The organism is Streptomyces sp. NPDC001348 (genome assembly GCF_053597535.1).
The window spans coordinates 188,377-205,570 of the sequence record NZ_JBSFIK010000001.1 but is presented as its reverse complement, the minus strand read 5'-3'; the positions used below and the strand labels follow the sequence as shown (position 1 = coordinate 205,570).

Annotated in this window: 12 protein-coding genes; all 12 read right to left on the bottom strand. The window is 72.4% G+C overall.

Translation table 11 applies throughout. The features are described from left to right. Positions 1-18: 18 nt before the first annotated feature. Positions 19-1,566 (bottom strand): alkaline phosphatase D family protein, encoded by a 1,548-nt coding sequence (locus tag ACWC21_RS00935; RefSeq protein WP_450876705.1) that lies wholly within the window; start codon positions 1,564-1,566, stop codon positions 19-21. A gap of 252 nt (positions 1,567-1,818) precedes the next feature. Next, a complete protein-coding gene (gene obgE / locus ACWC21_RS00930; protein WP_450876703.1) occupies positions 1,819-3,267 on the bottom strand; it encodes a GTPase ObgE in 1,449 nt (482 codons plus the stop codon). Between the two features lie 120 nt (positions 3,268-3,387). Then, a complete protein-coding gene (rpmA, locus tag ACWC21_RS00925; protein WP_061922958.1) occupies positions 3,388-3,642 on the bottom strand; it encodes a 50S ribosomal protein L27 in 255 nt (84 codons plus the stop codon). A gap of 14 nt (positions 3,643-3,656) precedes the next feature. Beyond that, positions 3,657-3,977 carry a 50S ribosomal protein L21 gene (gene rplU, locus ACWC21_RS00920; RefSeq protein WP_003990208.1) on the bottom strand — a complete coding sequence of 107 codons (321 nt, stop codon included), beginning with the start codon at positions 3,975-3,977 and terminating at the stop codon, positions 3,657-3,659. Positions 3,978-4,181: 204 nt separating this feature from the next. Further along, positions 4,182-4,811, bottom strand: coding sequence for an acyltransferase (locus ACWC21_RS00915; RefSeq protein WP_450876701.1), 630 nt, complete (start codon positions 4,809-4,811; stop codon positions 4,182-4,184). Then, the gene (locus tag ACWC21_RS00910) at positions 4,808-6,097 is read right to left on the bottom strand and encodes a hypothetical protein (RefSeq protein WP_450876699.1); all 1,290 of its coding nucleotides are present in this window, start codon (positions 6,095-6,097) and stop codon (positions 4,808-4,810) included. The genes ACWC21_RS00915 and ACWC21_RS00910 overlap by 4 nt, the downstream gene beginning before the upstream one ends. A 24-nt stretch (positions 6,098-6,121) precedes the next feature. Further along, a complete protein-coding gene (locus ACWC21_RS00905) occupies positions 6,122-7,405 on the bottom strand; it encodes a nucleotide sugar dehydrogenase (RefSeq protein WP_450876697.1) in 1,284 nt (427 codons plus the stop codon). A gap of 12 nt (positions 7,406-7,417) precedes the next feature. Then, positions 7,418-9,046, bottom strand: coding sequence for a glycosyltransferase family 2 protein (locus ACWC21_RS00900; RefSeq protein WP_450876695.1), 1,629 nt, complete (start codon positions 9,044-9,046; stop codon positions 7,418-7,420). Further along, entirely contained in the window at positions 9,043-10,626 is a 1,584-nt protein-coding gene (locus tag ACWC21_RS00895; protein WP_450876693.1) for a glycosyltransferase family 4 protein, read from the bottom strand. Before ACWC21_RS00895 ends, ACWC21_RS00900 begins: the two co-directional genes overlap by 4 nt. Then, entirely contained in the window at positions 10,616-11,641 is a 1,026-nt protein-coding gene (locus ACWC21_RS00890; protein WP_450876691.1) for a Gfo/Idh/MocA family protein, read from the bottom strand. Before ACWC21_RS00890 ends, ACWC21_RS00895 begins: the two co-directional genes overlap by 11 nt. After that, positions 11,638-12,753 carry a DegT/DnrJ/EryC1/StrS family aminotransferase gene (locus tag ACWC21_RS00885; protein WP_450876689.1) on the bottom strand — a complete coding sequence of 372 codons (1,116 nt, stop codon included), beginning with the start codon at positions 12,751-12,753 and terminating at the stop codon, positions 11,638-11,640. Before ACWC21_RS00885 ends, ACWC21_RS00890 begins: the two co-directional genes overlap by 4 nt. Before the next feature lie 219 nt (positions 12,754-12,972). Continuing rightward, on the bottom strand, positions 12,973-17,121 hold the full coding sequence (locus ACWC21_RS00880; protein ID WP_450876687.1) for an Rne/Rng family ribonuclease: 4,149 nt from the start codon (positions 17,119-17,121) through the stop codon (positions 12,973-12,975). Between the last annotated feature and the right edge of the window lie 73 nt (positions 17,122-17,194).

The following is a 17,194-nucleotide window of genomic DNA, read 5'->3' as shown; positions in this document are numbered from 1 at the left end:
CGGTGCCGCGCCGTACCGTCAGACCACCTGCACGCCGGGTTCGTCGGACTCCACCCGCAGCGTGGCGAGCGTGCTCGCCGTCGCCTGCGGTTTGAGCACGGTGTCCACGACACGGACCTGCGCGTCGATGCCGTCCTGGCGGATGTCGAAGAGGTGGTAGCCGCGGTGGGCGTCGATCACCTTCCAGTGCGGGTTGTCCGCCTTCAGCGGGTCCCACTGGGCGTGGAAGGCGGCCTGGTCCTGGTCACCGCTGCTGGAGATGGAGGTGCCGACGAACTCGGCGCCGACGACGTCGGAGTCCGGGTCGGCGAAGTCCTCCTTGAGGTCGCTGATCATCGTCAGGTGCCGGTCGCCGCTGAGCACGACCGGGTTGCGGATGCCGGTGAACTCCTTCAGGAGGGCGTTGCGTTCGACCTGGTAGCCGTCCCAGGCGTCGTAGTACCAGAGCTTGCCCTCGCCGAGCTTCAGGTCGGTCTCGGCCATCATGATCTGCGAGGCGATGATGTTCCAGCGGGCCGGGGAGTCCCGCAGCCCGTCGAGGAGCCACTCCTTCTGGTCCGCGCCGAGCATGGTCATCGACGGGTCCTGGGCGCCGGCCTGGCTGGTGGCCTGGTCGCTGCGGAACTGCCGGGTGTCCAGCACGTTGAACCGGGCGAGGCGGCCGAACTCCAGGCGCCGGTGCATCCGGATGTGCGGGCCGTTCGGGATCGCGGTGGCGCGGACCGGCATGTGCTCGTAGTACGCCTGGAAGGCCGCCGTCAGCCGGGCCACGAACGCGTCGTGCGACTGCTTGTCGGGGTCCTGCGGGATCTCGCCGGCCCAGTCGTTGTCGACCTCGTGGTCGTCGAAGGTCACCACCCAGGGGGCGTTCGCGTGCATCGCCGCGAGGTCGGGGTCCGACCGGTACTGGGCGTACCGGTTGCGGTACTGGACCAGGGTGTACGGCTCCCCCTTGCCCTCGTGCCTGCGCACGGCCGTCGCGGAGGGCGAGGACTCGTAGATGTAGTCACCGACGAAGAGCACGAAGTCGGGGTCCTGGGCGAGCATGTCGGCGTACGGGGTGAAGTAGCCGTGCTGCCAGTTCTGGCAGGAGGCCAGCGCGACGCGCAGCGAGCCGCCCTTGCGGTACGGGTGGGGCGCGGTGCGGGTGCGTCCGGTGGGCGAGACCTGGCCGCCGCTGCGGAAGCGGTACCAGTACGTGCGTCCCGGGCGCAGTCCGCGTACATCGACGTGAACGCTGTGCCCGTACTCGGGCAGGGCCTGGGCGACACCCCGGCGCACGGTCTTTCTGCACCGTTCGTCCTCCGCGAGTTCCCACTCCACCGGGACCGCGCTGTCCGGCATGCCGCCGCCGTTCAGCGGGTCGGGGGCGAGCCGGGTCCACAGCACGATGCCGTCCGGCAGCGGGTCGCCGGAGGCGACGCCGAGGCTGAAGACCCCGTCCGGCAGCTCGGTTCCGGCCGCTCGTGCGGTGGTCGGCAGCCAGAGCTGGGCGGAGGCCGCGGCGCCGAGGACGGCGGCACCCGCGGTCAGAAGGCGGCGTCGGTCGGGCGATGCTGCGGTCATTCGCTGACTCCCTTGCCACAGTGACCTCTTCGGACATGCGGAAGCTCCCACGGCCGGACGGTCCGCCCGTTGAACGGAACCCTTCGCGAGCATGACAAAAGCGCGACAACAGAAGACCCGTTGCGACACGGGAACGCCGCGAAGGCGTGATCTTGCCACAACGGGTCTAACGAAACGTCAACTGACATTCTGCGGACGAGCGTTCAGCCGGGGAAGCCCGATCCCGGCCAGGGCGTCAGGGCGTCCGCGACTTCACTCGAACGGGTCGAACTCGCCGAACTCCCGGAGGGACTCGTCACGCTCGGCCTGGCGGTCACGGCGCCGCTGGACCGCGGGGCGCTGCTCCTCGAAGCGGTGGTCCTCGCCGCGCCGCCCGAGCATCTCCGCGCCCGCCATGACCGTCGGCTCCCAGTCGAAGACGACGGCGTTCTCCTCGGGGCCGATGGCCACGGCGTCCCCGGAGCGGGCGCCGGCCTTCATCAGCTCCTCCTCGACACCGAGGCGGTTCAGCCGGTCGGCGAGGTAGCCGACGGCCTCGTCGTTGTTGAAGTCGGTCTGGCGGATCCAGCGCTCGGGCTTCTCGCCGCGCACCCGGAACACGGGTTCCCCGTCGGCCTCCTCGCGGGTGACCGTGAAGCCCGCGTCGTCCACGGCCTTCGGCCGGATGACGATCCGGGTCGCCTCCTCCTTCGGCTTCGCGGCGCGCGCCCGCGCGACCAGGTCACCGAGCGCGAACGACAGCTCCTTCAGCCCGATGTGCGCCACCGCCGACACCTCGAAGACCCGGTAGCCGCGCGCCTCCAGGTCCGGCCGCACCATCTCGGCGAGGTCCTTGCCGTCGGGCACGTCGACCTTGTTCAGGACGACGATCCGGGGGCGGTCGCCGAGCCCGCCGTACTCGCGCAGCTCCGCCTCGATGATGTCGAGGTCGGACACCGGGTCGCGCTCGGACTCCAGGGTCGCCGTGTCCAGCACGTGCACCAGCACGCTGCACCGCTCCACGTGCCGCAGGAACTCCAGGCCCAGCCCCTTGCCCTGGCTGGCGCCGGGGATCAGCCCCGGTACGTCGGCGATGGTGTACACGGTCGAACCCGCGGTCACCACACCCAGGTTGGGCACGAGGGTGGTGAACGGGTAGTCGGCGATCTTCGGCTTGGCCGCGCTCAGCACCGAGATCAGCGAGGACTTGCCCGCGCTCGGGTAGCCGACGAGCGCCACGTCGGCGACCGTCTTCAGCTCCAGGACGATGTCCTGCAGGTCCCCCGGCTCACCGAGCAGCGCGAAACCGGGCGCCTTGCGCCTGGCCGAGGCCAGCGCCGCGTTGCCGAGACCGCCCCGGCCGCCCTGCGCGGCGATGTACGACGTGCCGTGCCCGACCAGGTCGGCCAGCACGTTGCCCGCCTTGTCCAGGACGACGGTGCCGTCCGGCACCGGCAGGACCAGGTCCTGGCCGTCCTTGCCGGAGCGGTTGCCGCCCTCGCCGGGCTTGCCGTTGGTGGCCTTGCGGTGCGGGGAGTGGTGGTATTCGAGCAGCGTGGTCACCGACTGGTCGACGGTGAGGATCACATCGCCGCCCCGGCCGCCGTTGCCGCCGTCCGGGCCGCCCAGCGGCTTGAACTTCTCACGGTGGACGGAGGCACAGCCGTGACCTCCGTTACCCGCGGCGACGTGCAACTCGACGCGGTCCACGAAGGTGGTCATGGTTCAGTGCCTCCAGAAAAAGTACAAGTATGTCTCTGCGTCAACACGCGAAAGGCGGACCCGCCTTCCCGACCGGGAAGTGAGGTCCGCCTCGCGAAAGCGTTCGGTCTGTGCCTGGGATCAGGCGACCGGAACGATGTTCACGACCTTGCGGCCACGGTGGCTACCGAACTCCACCGCACCGGCCTGCAGCGCGAACAGCGTGTCGTCGCCGCCACGGCCGACGCCCGCACCGGGGTGGAAGTGGGTGCCGCGCTGGCGGACCAGGATCTCGCCCGCGTTCACGACCTGACCGCCGAAGCGCTTCACGCCGAGCCGCTGAGCGTTGGAGTCGCGACCGTTCCGGGTGGACGATGCGCCCTTCTTGTGTGCCATTTCTCCTCAGTCCCTTACTTCGCAGCCGTGGGGATCTCAGTGACCTTGATCGCCGTGTACTGCTGGCGGTGGCCCTGACGACGGCGGTAGCCGGTCTTGTTCTTGTAGCGCAGAATGTCGATCTTCTGGCCCTTGTGGTGGTCCACGACCTCGGCCTGGACCTTGATGCCGGCCAGCACCCACGGGTCGCTGGTCACAGCGTCGCCGTCGACAACGAGCAGGGTCGAGAGCTCGACCGTGTCGCCAACCTTGGCAGTGGAAATCTTGTCAACCTCAACGATGTCGCCGACAGCAACCTTGTGCTGGCGACCACCGCTGCGCACGATGGCGTACACGCGGATCTCACTCTCTCGCTCGGGAAACGGCACCCCCGCAGTCCAGCCGTCCGCACCGCGGACGGCCTCTCCCGGCCGGCCGACCGGGAGGAAGAGGTTTACGGGGATGTGGCGGGTCAGTGGACACGCCGACGGTCAAGGTTACGGGGCCACGCCCGAAGGGGTCAAACCGGGTGGCCGCGTGACACCCGCCCCACCCGGCGGTCACCGGGCGGGCAGCTCCGCCAGTTCGGTCGGGTACCCGGAGCCGTCGGCCGCAGCCCGCTCCGCGTACCGGGCACCGGTCCGGGGGCACTCCCACACCCCCGGCTCGCCCTCCCGCTCGACGAGCCGTACTCCGGCCCGGCCGACCCAGCCGACACGGCGGGCGGGCACCCCGGCCACCAGCGCGAAGTCGGGGACGTCCCGGGTGACCACGGCACCCGCCGCCACCAGCGCCCACCGCCCGACCCGCACCGGCGCGACACACACCGACCGGGCTCCGAGCGAGGCCCCCTCGGCCACCGTGACACCGACGGCCTCCCAGTCGCCGCCGCGCTTGAGGTTGCCGTCGGGGTCGACGGAGCGCGGGTTGTGGTCGTTGGTGAGGACGGCGGCGGGACCGACGAACACCCCGTCGCCGAGCTCGGCCGGCTCGTACACCAGGGCGTAGTTCTGCAGCTTCACGTTGTCGCCGATCCGGACACCCGTCCCCACGTAGGCGCCGCGCCCGATGACGCAGCCCGAGCCGAGACGGGCCTTCTCACGGATCTGCGCGAGCTCCCACACGGTGGTCCCGTCGCCCAGCTCCGCGCTGTCGTCGACCTGCGCGGTGGGCTTGATGGTGTGACTCACTGGTGAACCTTCCTGTGGCCGCCGGGCAGCAGCCGGTCGGGATCGTCGCGTACACGGTCGACGATCAGTGGCAGGCCCAGGACGACGGGCATCCACATCAGGACTCCGAGCCGGTCGGCCTCCTGGACCAGTGGATGGGCGGTGACCTGGCACACCCCCGTGAGGGCGGTCGCCAGGGCCAGTCCACCGAGGCCGTCGCCGCAGACGGCCAGCGCCCAGACCGCGGCGGCCGTGAGCAGCAGGAAGCCGGGCGCGGCGGCCTGCTGCGCGAGCCAGTCCCGCCAGAACCGTCCGGCGAGCGAGAACAGTGCGCGCCAGGGATCGGCGATCTCCGGGGAGCTGAAGTGGTGCGTGAAGGTGTCCTGCAGCGTGACCTGCGAGGACGGCAGGCGCAGCGTCCGCATCGCCACCGCGACGGCGGCGGCGGCCACCGTGGACAGGGCGGCGAGCGTGACGGTTCCCCGGTGCCGCGACCTGCGCGACAGGCAGAGGGTGCCGGTCACGACCGAGGCCACGAGGGCCGCGAGCACGAGGACCGAGGAGTAGCGGGTCACCGCGGCCATCGCGTACGCCAGGGCGGTGCCCAGCGCCGCTCCCACCGGATGTCTGCCGCGAACCAGCAGCAGACCACCCCACAGCACGCCCAGCACGCAGACCGTGAACAGTCCCTCCCCCAGCGCCTGTGCGCTCCACCAGCCGAGCGGTGTCGCCAGGAACGTCACCTGACCGACGGCGGCCGCGGGTCTGGTCAGCCCGGCACCGCGCAGCAGACCGTATACGAGCAGCGCGCCCGCCGCGGCCGTGAGCAGCCCCAGCAGCCGCATGCCGCGCAGCACCCCGAGGGCGCCGACGAAGGGCGCGGCGAGCAGCGGGTAGCCGGGGCGGCTCGAGAAGATGGCCTGGTAGCGCGGATCGCCCGTGGTGATGTCGGGGGCGTCGGCCCACCGGTCGAGGCACTGGCGTTCCTCGGCCGCCCTGATGGTGCTCCCGCTGCGCCGGGTCAGCGGCTGGAGCCGCGCGTCGTGCGCCGCGCGGTCGGCTCGGCTCGCGCAGTAGGCGGCGAGCGCGGTGCGGTGCGCCTCGGCGCGCGTGGCGCCGAGGTACTGCTCGGCCGCCCGCGCGTAGCGGTAGGAGTCGGGGAAGAGCGTCCACTGCGGTCCCGCCGCGAGCTGGAACGCGGTGTAGAGCGCGCACACGAGCAGGGGGAGGGCAGCCCGGTGCCGTCGCGCACGGGCGACGGCCCGGGCCACGGCGGGGGCGGTGGGAGCGGCAGGGGCGAGGGACACGTCGATCGGACGGCGGGCGCCGCGTCAGCCGCCGATGACGACGCGGCGGACGCCCTTCCAGGCCTCCGGGTCGGTGGTGCGCCGCCCGTCGACCAGGACCCTGACGTCCGGCAGGTCGGCGGGGGTCAGCGCGCGGTACTCGGCGTGGTCGGCCTGCAGGACCGCCGCGGTGACCGACTCTCCGGCGTGCGGGGTGAGGCCGAGCGCCGCGAGTTCCCCGGCCGTGTACATCGGGTCCGAGACGTACGGGACCGCGCCGCGTGCCTTCAGGGCCTCGACGGTCGGGAAGACGCCGGAGAACGCGGTCTCCTTCACCCCGCCGCGGTAGGCGGCGCCCAGCACGAGGACGTTCACCCCGGTCAGGTCGCCGTACGCGGCGGCCAGCAGGTCGACGGCGTACTCGGGCATCGCGGCGTTGGCCTCGCGGGCGGCGCGCACCACGGTCGCCTGCGGGTCGTTCCACAGGTACATCCGCGGGTAGACCGGGATGCAGTGGCCGCCGACGGCGATGCCCGGCTGGTGGATGTGGCTGTAGGGCTGTGAGTTGCAGGCCTCGATGACCTTCTGCACGTCGATGCCGTTGCTGTCGGCGAACCGCGCGAACTGGTTGGCGAGGCCGATGTTGACGTCGCGGTAGGTGGTCTCGGCGAGCTTGGCGAGCTCGGAGGCCTCCGCGGTGCCGAGGTCCCAGACGCCGTTCGGGCGGGGCAGGTCGTCGCGGGGGTCGAAGTCGAGTACCTGCTGGTAGAACTCCACACCGCGGCGGGTCGAGGTCTCGTCGATGCCGCCGACCAGCTTCGGGTAGCGGCGCAGGTCGGCGAAGACCCGGCCGGTGAGGACCCGTTCGGGCGAGAACACCAGGTGGAAGTCCTCGCCGGGGGTGAGGCCCGAGCCCTCGGCCAGCATCGGCGCCCAGCGGGTGCGGGTGGTGCCGACCGGCAGCGTCGTCTCGTACGACACCAGGGTGCCGGTCACGAGGCCCCGGGCGATGTCCTTCGTGGCCGCGTCCATCCAGCCGAAGTCCGGCACGCCCTCGGCGTCGGTGAACAGCGGTACGACCACGACGACGGCCTCGGACCCGGCGACGGCGGCCGCGGTGTCCGTCGTCGCGCTGAGCAGCCCGGCGTCGACGGCCTGCTTCAGCCTGACGTCCAGGTCGTGCTCACCGGGGAACGGTTCGGTTCCGGCGTTGACCAGCTCGACGACCCGCTCGTCGACGTCCGCGCCGACGACCCGGTGCCCCTTCGCCGCGAACTGCACGGCCAGCGGGAGTCCGATCTTGCCGAGCGCCACTACACAGATGTTCATGGACGGTCGCTGCTACTTCCTTCTGGAACCAGGGACGAAAACGGCCCTGACCCGGGAGGCCAGGGACTTCTTGCGCTGGGCCATCCGCGCGGTGTCGATCACCACGCGGCCCTTGTCGTTCACCAGGGCCGACGCCCGGTACGGGTCCTCGTAGCGGCCCCACCGGCGGGCCAGCGGCATGGGCTTGTCCTTGCCGCGCACGGGGATCTCGTACGTCGAACCGGCGACGTCCAGGTACACGCGCACACCCAGTTTCACGTCGCGCTTCTCCAGCGGGACGCGGGCGTGCAGTACGGTCGCGGAGCCGTCCTCGGCGGTTCCGGCCGTGGTGCGGCCCACCGGCGCCGGAAGGGTGTGCCTGGCGGGCAGCTTTCTGGCCCCGGCCTTGTCCGCGGTGTTCGGCATGGCGCCGTGGACGAGCCGGACGACGGCGCCGTCGACGTCACCGAGGACGGGCACCCGCACGGCGGCCGTGTAGAAGATGCCGTCGCCCTCCTGCTCCCAGCCGGAGTCGAGCAGTTCGGTGCCCTTGGCGAGGCGGCCGGGTACCGCCTCTCCGACGAGTTCGAAGCAGCGGTCGGACAGACCTATCCGCGGGTCGCGGAAACCGGGGTAGCGGGCGTACGCACGCTCGCCCTCGACGACGAAGGGCGGCGCCCCGTGCGCCTTCTCCGAGGTGATCGCCTCGCACAGCTCGTCGATCGCGCCGGCCCGGGCCAGGCACAGGCGCACCCGGCGCTGGACGCCGAGGCGGTCACGGATGCCGTCCGTGAGGTAGGCGTCGGCGAGCCGCGCGATGCCGGCGCAGATGTCGCGCTGCAGACCTCGGTCGAGGGCGGGGAAGTCGTGCTGGACGAGCTTGGCCAGCTCCCATGTGAAGTGCCGGCGCAGCACGGCGTCGCGCCGCGGGCCCGCCTCGACGAGAGCGGCGGTGAAGTCCATGATCTCGGCCGTGCACCGCAGCCGCGCCAGGTGGTCGGCCCGGTAGGTGATGTTCCCGGCGTCGCCGCGCTTCACCGCGTAGTAGCAGGTGTAGTCGGCCACCACGGAGATCTTCCGGGCGCGGACGCAGGCCTCGATGGTGAACGGCTGGTCGCTGCCCACGGGCAGGTGCTCGGGGAAGCGCAGCTTGTGCTGTTCGACCAGGTCGCGCCGGAACAGCTTGGTGTTGGCGAGGGTGAACGGCAGGTCGGAGTCGTAGAGGCTGACGTCCCGGTTGCCCTTCTTGTACAGCGCCTGATGGACGTAGCGGCCGTTGGTGCCGACCATCCTGCCGACGACGACGTCCGAGTCGTTCGCGTCGGCGCAGGCCACCATGCGTTGCAGCGCCTCCTCGCCGAGGTGGTCGTCGGAGCCGACGAAGTACACGTACCGGCCGGTGGCGATGTCCAGCGCCCGGTTGCTGGGGGCGGCCGGGCCGCCGGAGTTGGCCTGGTGGATCACCTTGACGGTGTCCGGGTAGAGCTCCGCGAACCGGTCGAGCTCGTCTCCGCTGCCGTCGGTGGAGCCGTCGTCGACCGCGACGATCTCCAGCCGGTCCCGGCCGATACTCTGCCCGACCAGGGAGTTCAGGCACTCCGTCAGGTAGGGCATGGTGTTGTACACCGCGATGACGACGCTGACGTCTGGGGTCCCGGTCATGCCCGCGCCTCCACCGCTCTCCGGCCGGCCGCGGGGCGGGCCGCGCCGCCGCCCAGCAGCCCGCTGTAGACGGCGTCCAGCCGCTCGGCCTGCGCCTCCCAGGTCCACTGGTCGAGCAGCCCGGGCGCGTCGTACGCGCTCCGGTACCGCTCCGCGTCGCCGACGACCGACTTCACCGCACGCACGTAGTCCTCCACGTCCTCGGCCCGGAACACCTCGCCCTGGCCGGTCTGTTCCACCATCGAACCCATCGTCCGCACGTCGCTGACCACCAGCGGCAGCCGGGCGTGGGAGTACTCGAAGAACTTGGTGATGAGCGCGATCTCATGGTTCGGCCAGTGGTGGATCGGGATGACCCCGACGTCCGCGGCCGACAGGAAGCGCACCACCTGGTAGTGCGGCACGTACGGCAGGATGTGCAGCCGGTCGGAGACGCCGAGTTCGTCAGCGCGTGCGTGCAGGGTCCGCATGAGGTCGGACTTGGGGTTGAGCACGACGAAAGCCGTGTGCACGTCCGGCAACAGCGGCAGTGACTCGACCATGATGTCGAGGCCACGCTGCGGTGACGCGGAACCGCTGTAGACCGTCAGCGGCACGTCGTGGCCGATTCCGCACAGCTCGCGCAGGTCCGGGACCGGCTCCGCGGCCAGCTCCGGCGGGAGCCCGGCGTCCGGCGCGTTGAGGACGACGGCAGGGCGTTCCCTGAGCCCGTGCCGCTCCTGCAGCATCCCGGCGAGGGTGTCCGACACCGTGGTCACGGCGTCGGCGTGCCGCGCGTACTCCCGTTCGTGCGCGCACTGGGCGACGTGCCAGCGCGGGTGCGACTCCCACGGTTTGATGCCGGGCAGGAACTCGTGGGCGTCCCAGACGAGCTTGACGTCCCGGCCCCGGGCTCGGGCGCGCAGCGCGGCGCGGGCGCCGACGCCCAGCATGCGGAAGTCGTTGGCATGGATGAGATCGGGCTCGAGCTCGTCGACGACCTTGCCGTAGGCCAGTTCGAAGTCCCACAGGTGCGGGTCCAGCCGCCGCCAGGCCCGGTCGCCCATGGTCTTCCGCCAGAAGGCCGTGGTGAACCTGTCCAGTGCCGAGTCCATGGTCTTGCGCCGCTTCTCCAGTGCCTGGGTCCTGCGGTGCCGCAGTCTCACCCAGGAGTCCAGGAACCGCGAGGCCAGCCGGGGAACCAGCAGCCTCAGCCGGCCGAGGGCCGAGCCCTCCCGCCGGGCGATGATCAGCCGGACGTTGAGGTCGGCACGCCAGGCCTTCACCTTCTGGCGCCGGTACGCGGCCAGCGGCCCGGGGCGGTAGGCCAGCGGGGAGCGCAACACGGCCCGCCGGTACTCGTGGCGCCGGCGGTGCAGAGGCCCGGGTACGGGCAGGAGACGCACCTCGGCGTCACCGATCCGCCAGGTCTGCCCCTTCTTTCCCTTGGCCCTGCCCAGCAGGACGACGTCCCAGCCCGCCTCGGCGGCCGAGCGGGCCTCCTTCTGGACGCGGGAGTCGCCGTTGACCCCGTTGTCGACGAGCATCACGATCCGGCCGCGGGCGGCGCGTCCGGCCGCCGCGGGGTTGTCAGACGCCATGAGCTGCCAGATCCTCCGACTGAAGCAGAACGCTGCGGTTGTCCGTCGCCGACTCGAGCACCGCCGCCGCCACCTCGACCGTGCGCAGTCCCTGGCGCAGGGTGCAGATGTCGGCGGGCCTGCCGAGCACGGCGTCGCGGAACAGCTCGTGTTCCACGAGGAGCGGCTCGCGCTTGGGGATGGCGTAGCGGATCATGTCTCCCTCGGACACGCCGCGGAAGGCCTGCAGGGCCTCCCACTCGGTCGCCACCGCGGAGTTGGAGTGGAACGTCAGGTCCGCGGTGAGCGTGTCGGCGATGAAGCAGCCGCGCTCGCCGGTGACCGAGGTGAAGCGCTCCTTGAGCGGGCTCAGCCAGTTGACGAGGTGGTTGACCATGGTGCCGTCGTCGAGCCGGCCGACCGCGGAGACCATGTCCTCGTGTTCCCGGCCGCTCTTGGAGACCGTGTGCGCGGCGATGGAGACGTACTCGCGGCCGGTGACCCAGCCGGTGAGGTCGATGTCGTGGGTCGCGAGGTCCTTGACCACGCCGACATCGGCTATGCGGTGCGGAAAGGGACCCTGACGGCGTGTCACCACCTGGTACACGTCGCCGAGTTCCCCGGCCTCCAGCCGGACCCGCAGCGAGCGCAGCGCCGGATTGCACCGCTCGATGTGCCCGACCCCGGCCACCAGGCCACGCGACTCGAAGGCGGTGACGAGCCTGCGCGCCCCCTCCACGGTGTCGGCGACCGGCTTCTCGACCAGCGCGCAGACACCGGCCGCGGCGAGCCGCAGGCCGACCTCCTCGTGCAGGGCCGTCGGGCAGGCCACCACGGCGTAGTCGATCCCCGAGCCGATCAGTTCGTCGACGGTGGACAGCAGAGGGGCGCCCTGCGCGGCGCCGTGCTTGTCGCCCATCGGGTCGACGACACCGACGAGGTCGACGCCTTCCAGACCGGACAGGACCCGGGCGTGGTGACGGCCCATGGAGCCGAGGCCGACGAGTCCGGCCCGCAGTGTTCTTCCCGTGCTCACCCCTGCTCCCCCAGCGTGTTCACGGCGGACACGATGCGCTCCAGGTCCCGCGTGGACAGGCCGGGGTGGACGGGCAGCGACAGGACCTCGGCGGCCGCGCGCCCGGTCTCGGGCAGCTCCCAGATCCGGCCGGCCTTCTGGTCCGGCTCCCAGTACGGCTTCAGCCGGTGGATCGGCGTCGGGTAGTACACGGCGTTTCCGACCCCGGCGGCGGTCAGCCGCGCCGTCGCGGCGTCCCGGTCACCCCGGACCCGCACGGTGTACTGGTGGTAGACGTGCCGGGCGCCCTCGGCGACCGTTGGCGTGACCACGTCCGGGTTGGTGATGTGCCCTGTCAGGTGTGCGGCGTTGGCGATGCGCCGCTCGGTCCAGTCGTCGAGTCTGGTGAGCTGCACCCGGCCGATCGCCGCGGAGACGTCCGTCATGCGGACGTTGGCGCCGACGATCTCGTTGGCGTAGCGCTGCTCCATGCCCTGGTTGCGCAGCAGGCGCAGGGTGCGGGCGAGCTGGGCGTCGGCGGTGCTGACCATGCCGCCTTCGAGGCTGTGCATGTTCTTCGTCGGATAGAAGCTGAACGTTCCGGCGGTGCCCCAGGAACCGACCGGCGTGCCGTGCAGTGCGGCCGCGTGCGCCTGGCAGGCGTCCTCCACGACGGCCAGGCCGTGCCGCTCGGCGATGGCCTGGATGCTGTCCATCGCGGCCGGGTGTCCGTAGAGGTGGACCGGCATGACCGCGGCGGTGCGGGGCGTGATCGCCGCTTCGACGGCCGCCGGGTCCAGGCAGAAGCTGTCGGGCTCGATGTCGGCGAAGACCACCTCGGCGCCGACCAGCCGCACGGCGTTCGCGGAGGCGGCGAAGGAGAACGACGGCACGATGACCTCGTCGCCCGGACCGAGCCCGAGGGCTGACAGCGTCAGGTATAACGCGGAGGTGCCGGAGTTGACGGCGACGCAGTGGCGTCCGCCCACCAGCCGTGCGAACTCCTCCTCGAAGGCGGCCACTTCAGGTCCCTGTACGACCCTTCCGCTGCGCAGAACGCGTACCGCGGCCTCGATCTCCTCGTCGTCGATCACAGGCTTCGCGGCCGGTATTAAGTCCTGGATGTCAGTCATCCGCATCCCCTCCCCGGACCGCCGTCACGTTACCAGCGGATGGCCAAGTGATTTCCTCCGGAATACGAGAGAGAGTCACCCGAAGTGGCGTGGATCACAGGTGAAACCGTGAGTGCCGGCCGGCAAGGGGTCCGGCAGGGGAAACGAAAGCGCGGGACACCGGTGGATCCGGTGTCCCGCGCTTCTCTCCGCGCTACGGCCCCTGTGGGAGGGACCGGGTCAGTCCTCCGCGGTGGCCGAGACCGACGGCGGCGTCTGCTCCGCCGCCGCGGTCTTCTTCGTCGTCCGCTTCGCGGCGGTCTTGGCGGTGGTGGTCTTCGCCGCCTTCTTGGCCGTCGTCTTCTTCGCGGCCGTCTTCTTGGCCGCGGTCTTCTTCGCCGCGGTCGTCTTGGTGGCGGCCTTCTTCGCCGTGGCCTTCTTGGCGGCCTTGCGGGCCGTCTTCTTGGCCGGGGCGGCCTCCTCCGCGTCAGTGGCCTCGGCGGCTGCCGGGACCTCCGCCGACGGGACGACCACGACGGCCGTCTCCTCGGGCGCGGTGGGTGCGGTGGCCTTGCGCACGGCACGGCGACGCGGGCGGGCCGGGGCGGCGCTCTCGGCGGGCGCCTCCTCGACCGGGGCCGCGGTCCCGGGCTGTGCCACCGGGGCCTCGTCGGCGGACGACGCCTGCTCGGTGACCGTCACCACGACCGCCTCGGCCCCCGCGGGGGAGCCGGCCGGTGCCGACACCTTGCGGGTCGCCCGGCGGCGCGTACGGCCCTTGGGCGCGGCCTCCTCGACAGCCGGGGCCTGAGCCTCGGGCTGCGCGTGCGGCACGACCGGGTCCTCGACGGCCATGGGCTCGGCCTGCGCCTCGACGGCCGGCTCCGGCAGCACCGGACGCTCGGCCTCCGCCGCCGCGGGGACGTCCTGGGCGGTCGGGGCCGCGGCCTCCTCGGTCACGGGCTCCGCGTCACGGGCTTCCGGCTTCCGGGTGTCCGCCTTGGGCGTGCCCGCCGGAGCGGACGCCCGCCGGCTCGCCCGGCGGCGCGAGCGGCCCCGGGTGGCGGCGGCCTCGGCCTCGGCGACGCTGCTGAACAGCTCCTCGTCGGGCGCGAAGTCGGGCGCGGGCAGCGCCACCGGCTCGGCGATCTCGGCCGCGACCTCCGCCACGGCCTCGTTCTCGGCCTCCTCCTCGGCGGTCTCGGCGACGCCCGAGGCCACGGAGACGGTCTCCTGCTCGGTGACCTGGCCGTCGCCGCCGCGCCCGCGCTTCTTGCGCTTGCCGCCACCGCCCCCGGTCGAGGTCGGCTGCTCCATGTGCACGATGACACCGCGGCCGTTGCAGTGGACGCAGGTCTCCGAGAAGGACTCCAGCAGGCCCTGGCCGACCCGCTTGCGGGTCATCTGGACCAGGCCCAGCGAGGTGACCTCGGCGACCTGGTGCTTCGTACGGTCCCGGCCCAGGCACTCCAGCAGGCGCCGCAGCACCAGGTCCCGGTTGGACTCCAGCACCATGTCGATGAAGTCGATCACGATGATGCCGCCGAGGTCGCGCAGCCTGAGCTGGCGCACGATCTCCTCGGCCGCCTCCAGGTTGTTCCTGGTGACCGTCTCCTCGAGGTTGCCGCCCTGACCGGTGAACTTGCCGGTGTTGACGTCGATGACGACCATCGCCTCGGTCCGGTCGATCACCAGCGAACCGCCGCTGGGCAGCCAGACCTTGCGGTCCAGGGCCTTGGCGAGCTGCTCGTCGATCCGGTACGTGGCGAAGACGTCGACCTCGGAGCTCCACCTGGACAGCCGCTCGGCGAGGTCCGGGGCGACGTGCGAGACGTACCCGTGGATGGTCTCCCACGCGTCCTCGCCGCTCACGATGACCTTGGAGAAGTCCTCGTTGAAGATGTCGCGCACGACCCGGACGGTCATGTCCGGCTCGCCGTACAGCAGCGTCGGGGCGTTGCCGTTCTTGGCCTTCTTCTGGATGTCCTCCCACTGCGCCTGCAGCCGTTCGACGTCCCGGCGCAGCTCGTCCTCGCTGGCGCCCTCGGCGGCGGTGCGGACGATGACGCCCGCGTCGTCGGGGACGATCTTCTTGAGGATGCTCTTCAGCCGGGCCCGCTCGGTGTCGGGGAGCTTGCGGCTGATGCCGGTCATCGAGCCCTCGGGCACGTACACGAGGTAGCGGCCCGGGAGGGAGACCTGGCTGGTCAGGCGGGCGCCCTTGTGGCCGATCGGGTCCTTCGTCACCTGGACGAGGACCGACTGGCCGGACTTCAGGGCGGACTCGATGCGGCGCGGGCCGTTGGCCATGCCCAGCGCCTCGAAGTTGACCTCACCGGCGTACAGGACGGCGTTGCGGCCCTTGCCGATGTCGATGAAGGCGGCCTCCATGGACGGCAGCACGTTCTGGACCTTGCCCAGGTAGACGTTGCCGACGTACGAGGTCGACTGCTCCTTGTTGACGTAGTGCTCGACGAGCACGCCGTCCTCCAGGACGCCGATCTGCGTACGGTCGCCGTTCTGGCGGACGACCATCACACGCTCGACGGCCTCGCGGCGGGCCAGGAACTCGGCCTCGGTGATGATCGGGACCCGGCGGCGGCCCTGCTCGCGGCCCTCACGGCGGCGCTGCTTCTTGGCCTCCAGGCGGGTCGAGCCCTTGATGGACTGCACCTCGTCGGACGGTTCGGCGGGCTTGCGCGGCTCACGGACCTTGACGACGGTGCGCTCCGGGTCGCCGTCACCGGGCTCGGCGTCGGCGGAGGTGTCCCCGGCGCGACGACGGCGGCGGCGACGACGGCGGCTGCTGGAGCTGGAACCGCCGGACTCCTCGGAGCGGGCGTCCTCTTCGTCCTCTTCGTCCTGCTCGGCGGTGTCCTCGGCGTCCTGGTCGGCCTGCTCGGCGGCGACCTCGTCGGACTCGGTGTCGTCCGCGCCCCCACCGGCCTCGCCGTCCATGGCGTCACCGCGACGGCGGCGCCGGCCACCACGACGGCGACGGCGGCGTGAACCGGTCTCCTCGCTGTCGTCGGTGTCGTCGGCCTCATCGGCCTCGTCGCCCTCGGCGACGTCCTCGACGGGCTCCGCCGCTTCCTCGGCCTCGCCGGTCCGGCCGGCGGTCACGGTCTCGTCGTTACGGGCCTCGGCCTCGTCGCTGCCCCGGCGGCGACGGCGGCGACGCGAGCCGGTCTGCTCCTCGGGGAGCTCCTCGGCCGCCTGGACCTCGGGGGCCTGGTCGGCCTCGTCGACCTCCGCGGCCTCGGCGGCCGCCTGGGCGGCGGCGCGCTCCGGGGTCTGGAACCTCGGCTCGGTGAACACGGGCGCCTGGAACACGGCCACGGCCGGGCGTGCCGGGCGGCGCGGTGCGTCGGCCTCCGCGGCCTTCGGGGAGGCCTCCTGCGCGGGCTCGGCGAACCCGGTCGCGGCCTGCCGCACGACGCGGCGGCGGCGACGCGGGGTGGCGGCCTCGGTAGGGGCCTGCGGTGCTTCGGCGGCGGGGGCCTGCGGTGCTTCGGCCGCCTCGGCGGTCTGCGTGGGCTCGGCGGCGGTGTCCGCGGCCACAGCGGTCTCCTCGGTCACCTCGCCATCGGCCGGGGCCGACACGCGGCGCGTGGCACGGCGGCGGGTACGGCGCGGCGCGGCCTCCTCGGCGGCGGCCGGTGCCTCGACAGCGGGAGCAGCCTCGGTGACCTCACTGGTCACGGCGGTCCCCGAAGTCTCTTCAGCCTCGGCGGGCGCCTCGGCGGCGGCTTCCGGAGCGCCTGCGGACGCGGACGCCCGGCGGGTCGCACGGCGACGCGGACGTGCGGCGGGTGCGGCCTCCTCCACGGCGGCGGCCTCCTCCACGGCGGCCGGAGCCTCGGCGGCGGGCGTCTCGGCGGCGGCCGGGGCGGCCTCGGCCTCGGTGGCCTCCGCCGACGCGGGCGCGCCGGCCGGGGCGGACGCGCGGCGCGTGGCACGGCGGCGGGTACGGGGCGGAACGGCCTCCTCCACGGCCTTCTCCGCGCTCTCCTCCGCAGCCTCCTCCACGGCCTCGGCAGGGGCCGCGGCGGCAGCGGCCGGGACGACCGTCTCGACGGTCTCCGCCGACGCCGGGGAGCCGACGGGTGCGGACGCCCGGCGGGTCGCACGGCGACGCGGACGGCCGGCGGCTGCGGCCTCCGTCACCGCGGCCGGAGCCTCCGGAGCGGACGCCTCTGCGGCCACCTTCTCCTCGACCTCGTCGGCCTCGGCGGCCGGTATGGCCGGCGCGGTGACCTCGGCCGGAGTCTCCGCCCCGGCGGGCGGCCCCGCGGGGCGGGAAGCGGCCCGGCGCCGGCGACGCGGCGGCAGGGTGTCGCTGGGGGTGTTCAGTTCGGAGCCCTCTGTGGGCTCGGTCGGTTCGAGCATGCGGGCGTTTCTCCCGTCAGGCTCCCGGGCGCCGCGCCTGGTCCGGGGTCGATCCAGTCGACCGCCGTTGACG

Excerpts from the sequence above, each read along its gene's own strand:
- ACWC21_RS00935 (WP_450876705.1), bottom strand. The coding sequence starts at position 1,566 with ATGACCGCAGCATCGCCCGACCGACGCCGCCTTCTGACCGCGGGTGCC.
- obgE (WP_450876703.1), bottom strand. The coding sequence starts at position 3,267 with ATGACCACCTTCGTGGACCGCGTCGAGTTGCACGTCGCCGCGGGTAAC.
- rpmA (WP_061922958.1), bottom strand. The coding sequence starts at position 3,642 with ATGGCACACAAGAAGGGCGCATCGTCCACCCGGAACGGTCGCGACTCC.
- ACWC21_RS00905 (WP_450876697.1), bottom strand. The coding sequence starts at position 7,405 with ATGAACATCTGTGTAGTGGCGCTCGGCAAGATCGGACTCCCGCTGGCC.
- ACWC21_RS00900 (WP_450876695.1), bottom strand. The coding sequence starts at position 9,046 with ATGACCGGGACCCCAGACGTCAGCGTCGTCATCGCGGTGTACAACACC.
- ACWC21_RS00895 (WP_450876693.1), bottom strand. The coding sequence starts at position 10,626 with ATGGCGTCTGACAACCCCGCGGCGGCCGGACGCGCCGCCCGCGGCCGG.
- ACWC21_RS00885 (WP_450876689.1), bottom strand. The coding sequence starts at position 12,753 with ATGACTGACATCCAGGACTTAATACCGGCCGCGAAGCCTGTGATCGAC.
- ACWC21_RS00880 (WP_450876687.1), bottom strand. The coding sequence starts at position 17,121 with ATGCTCGAACCGACCGAGCCCACAGAGGGCTCCGAACTGAACACCCCC.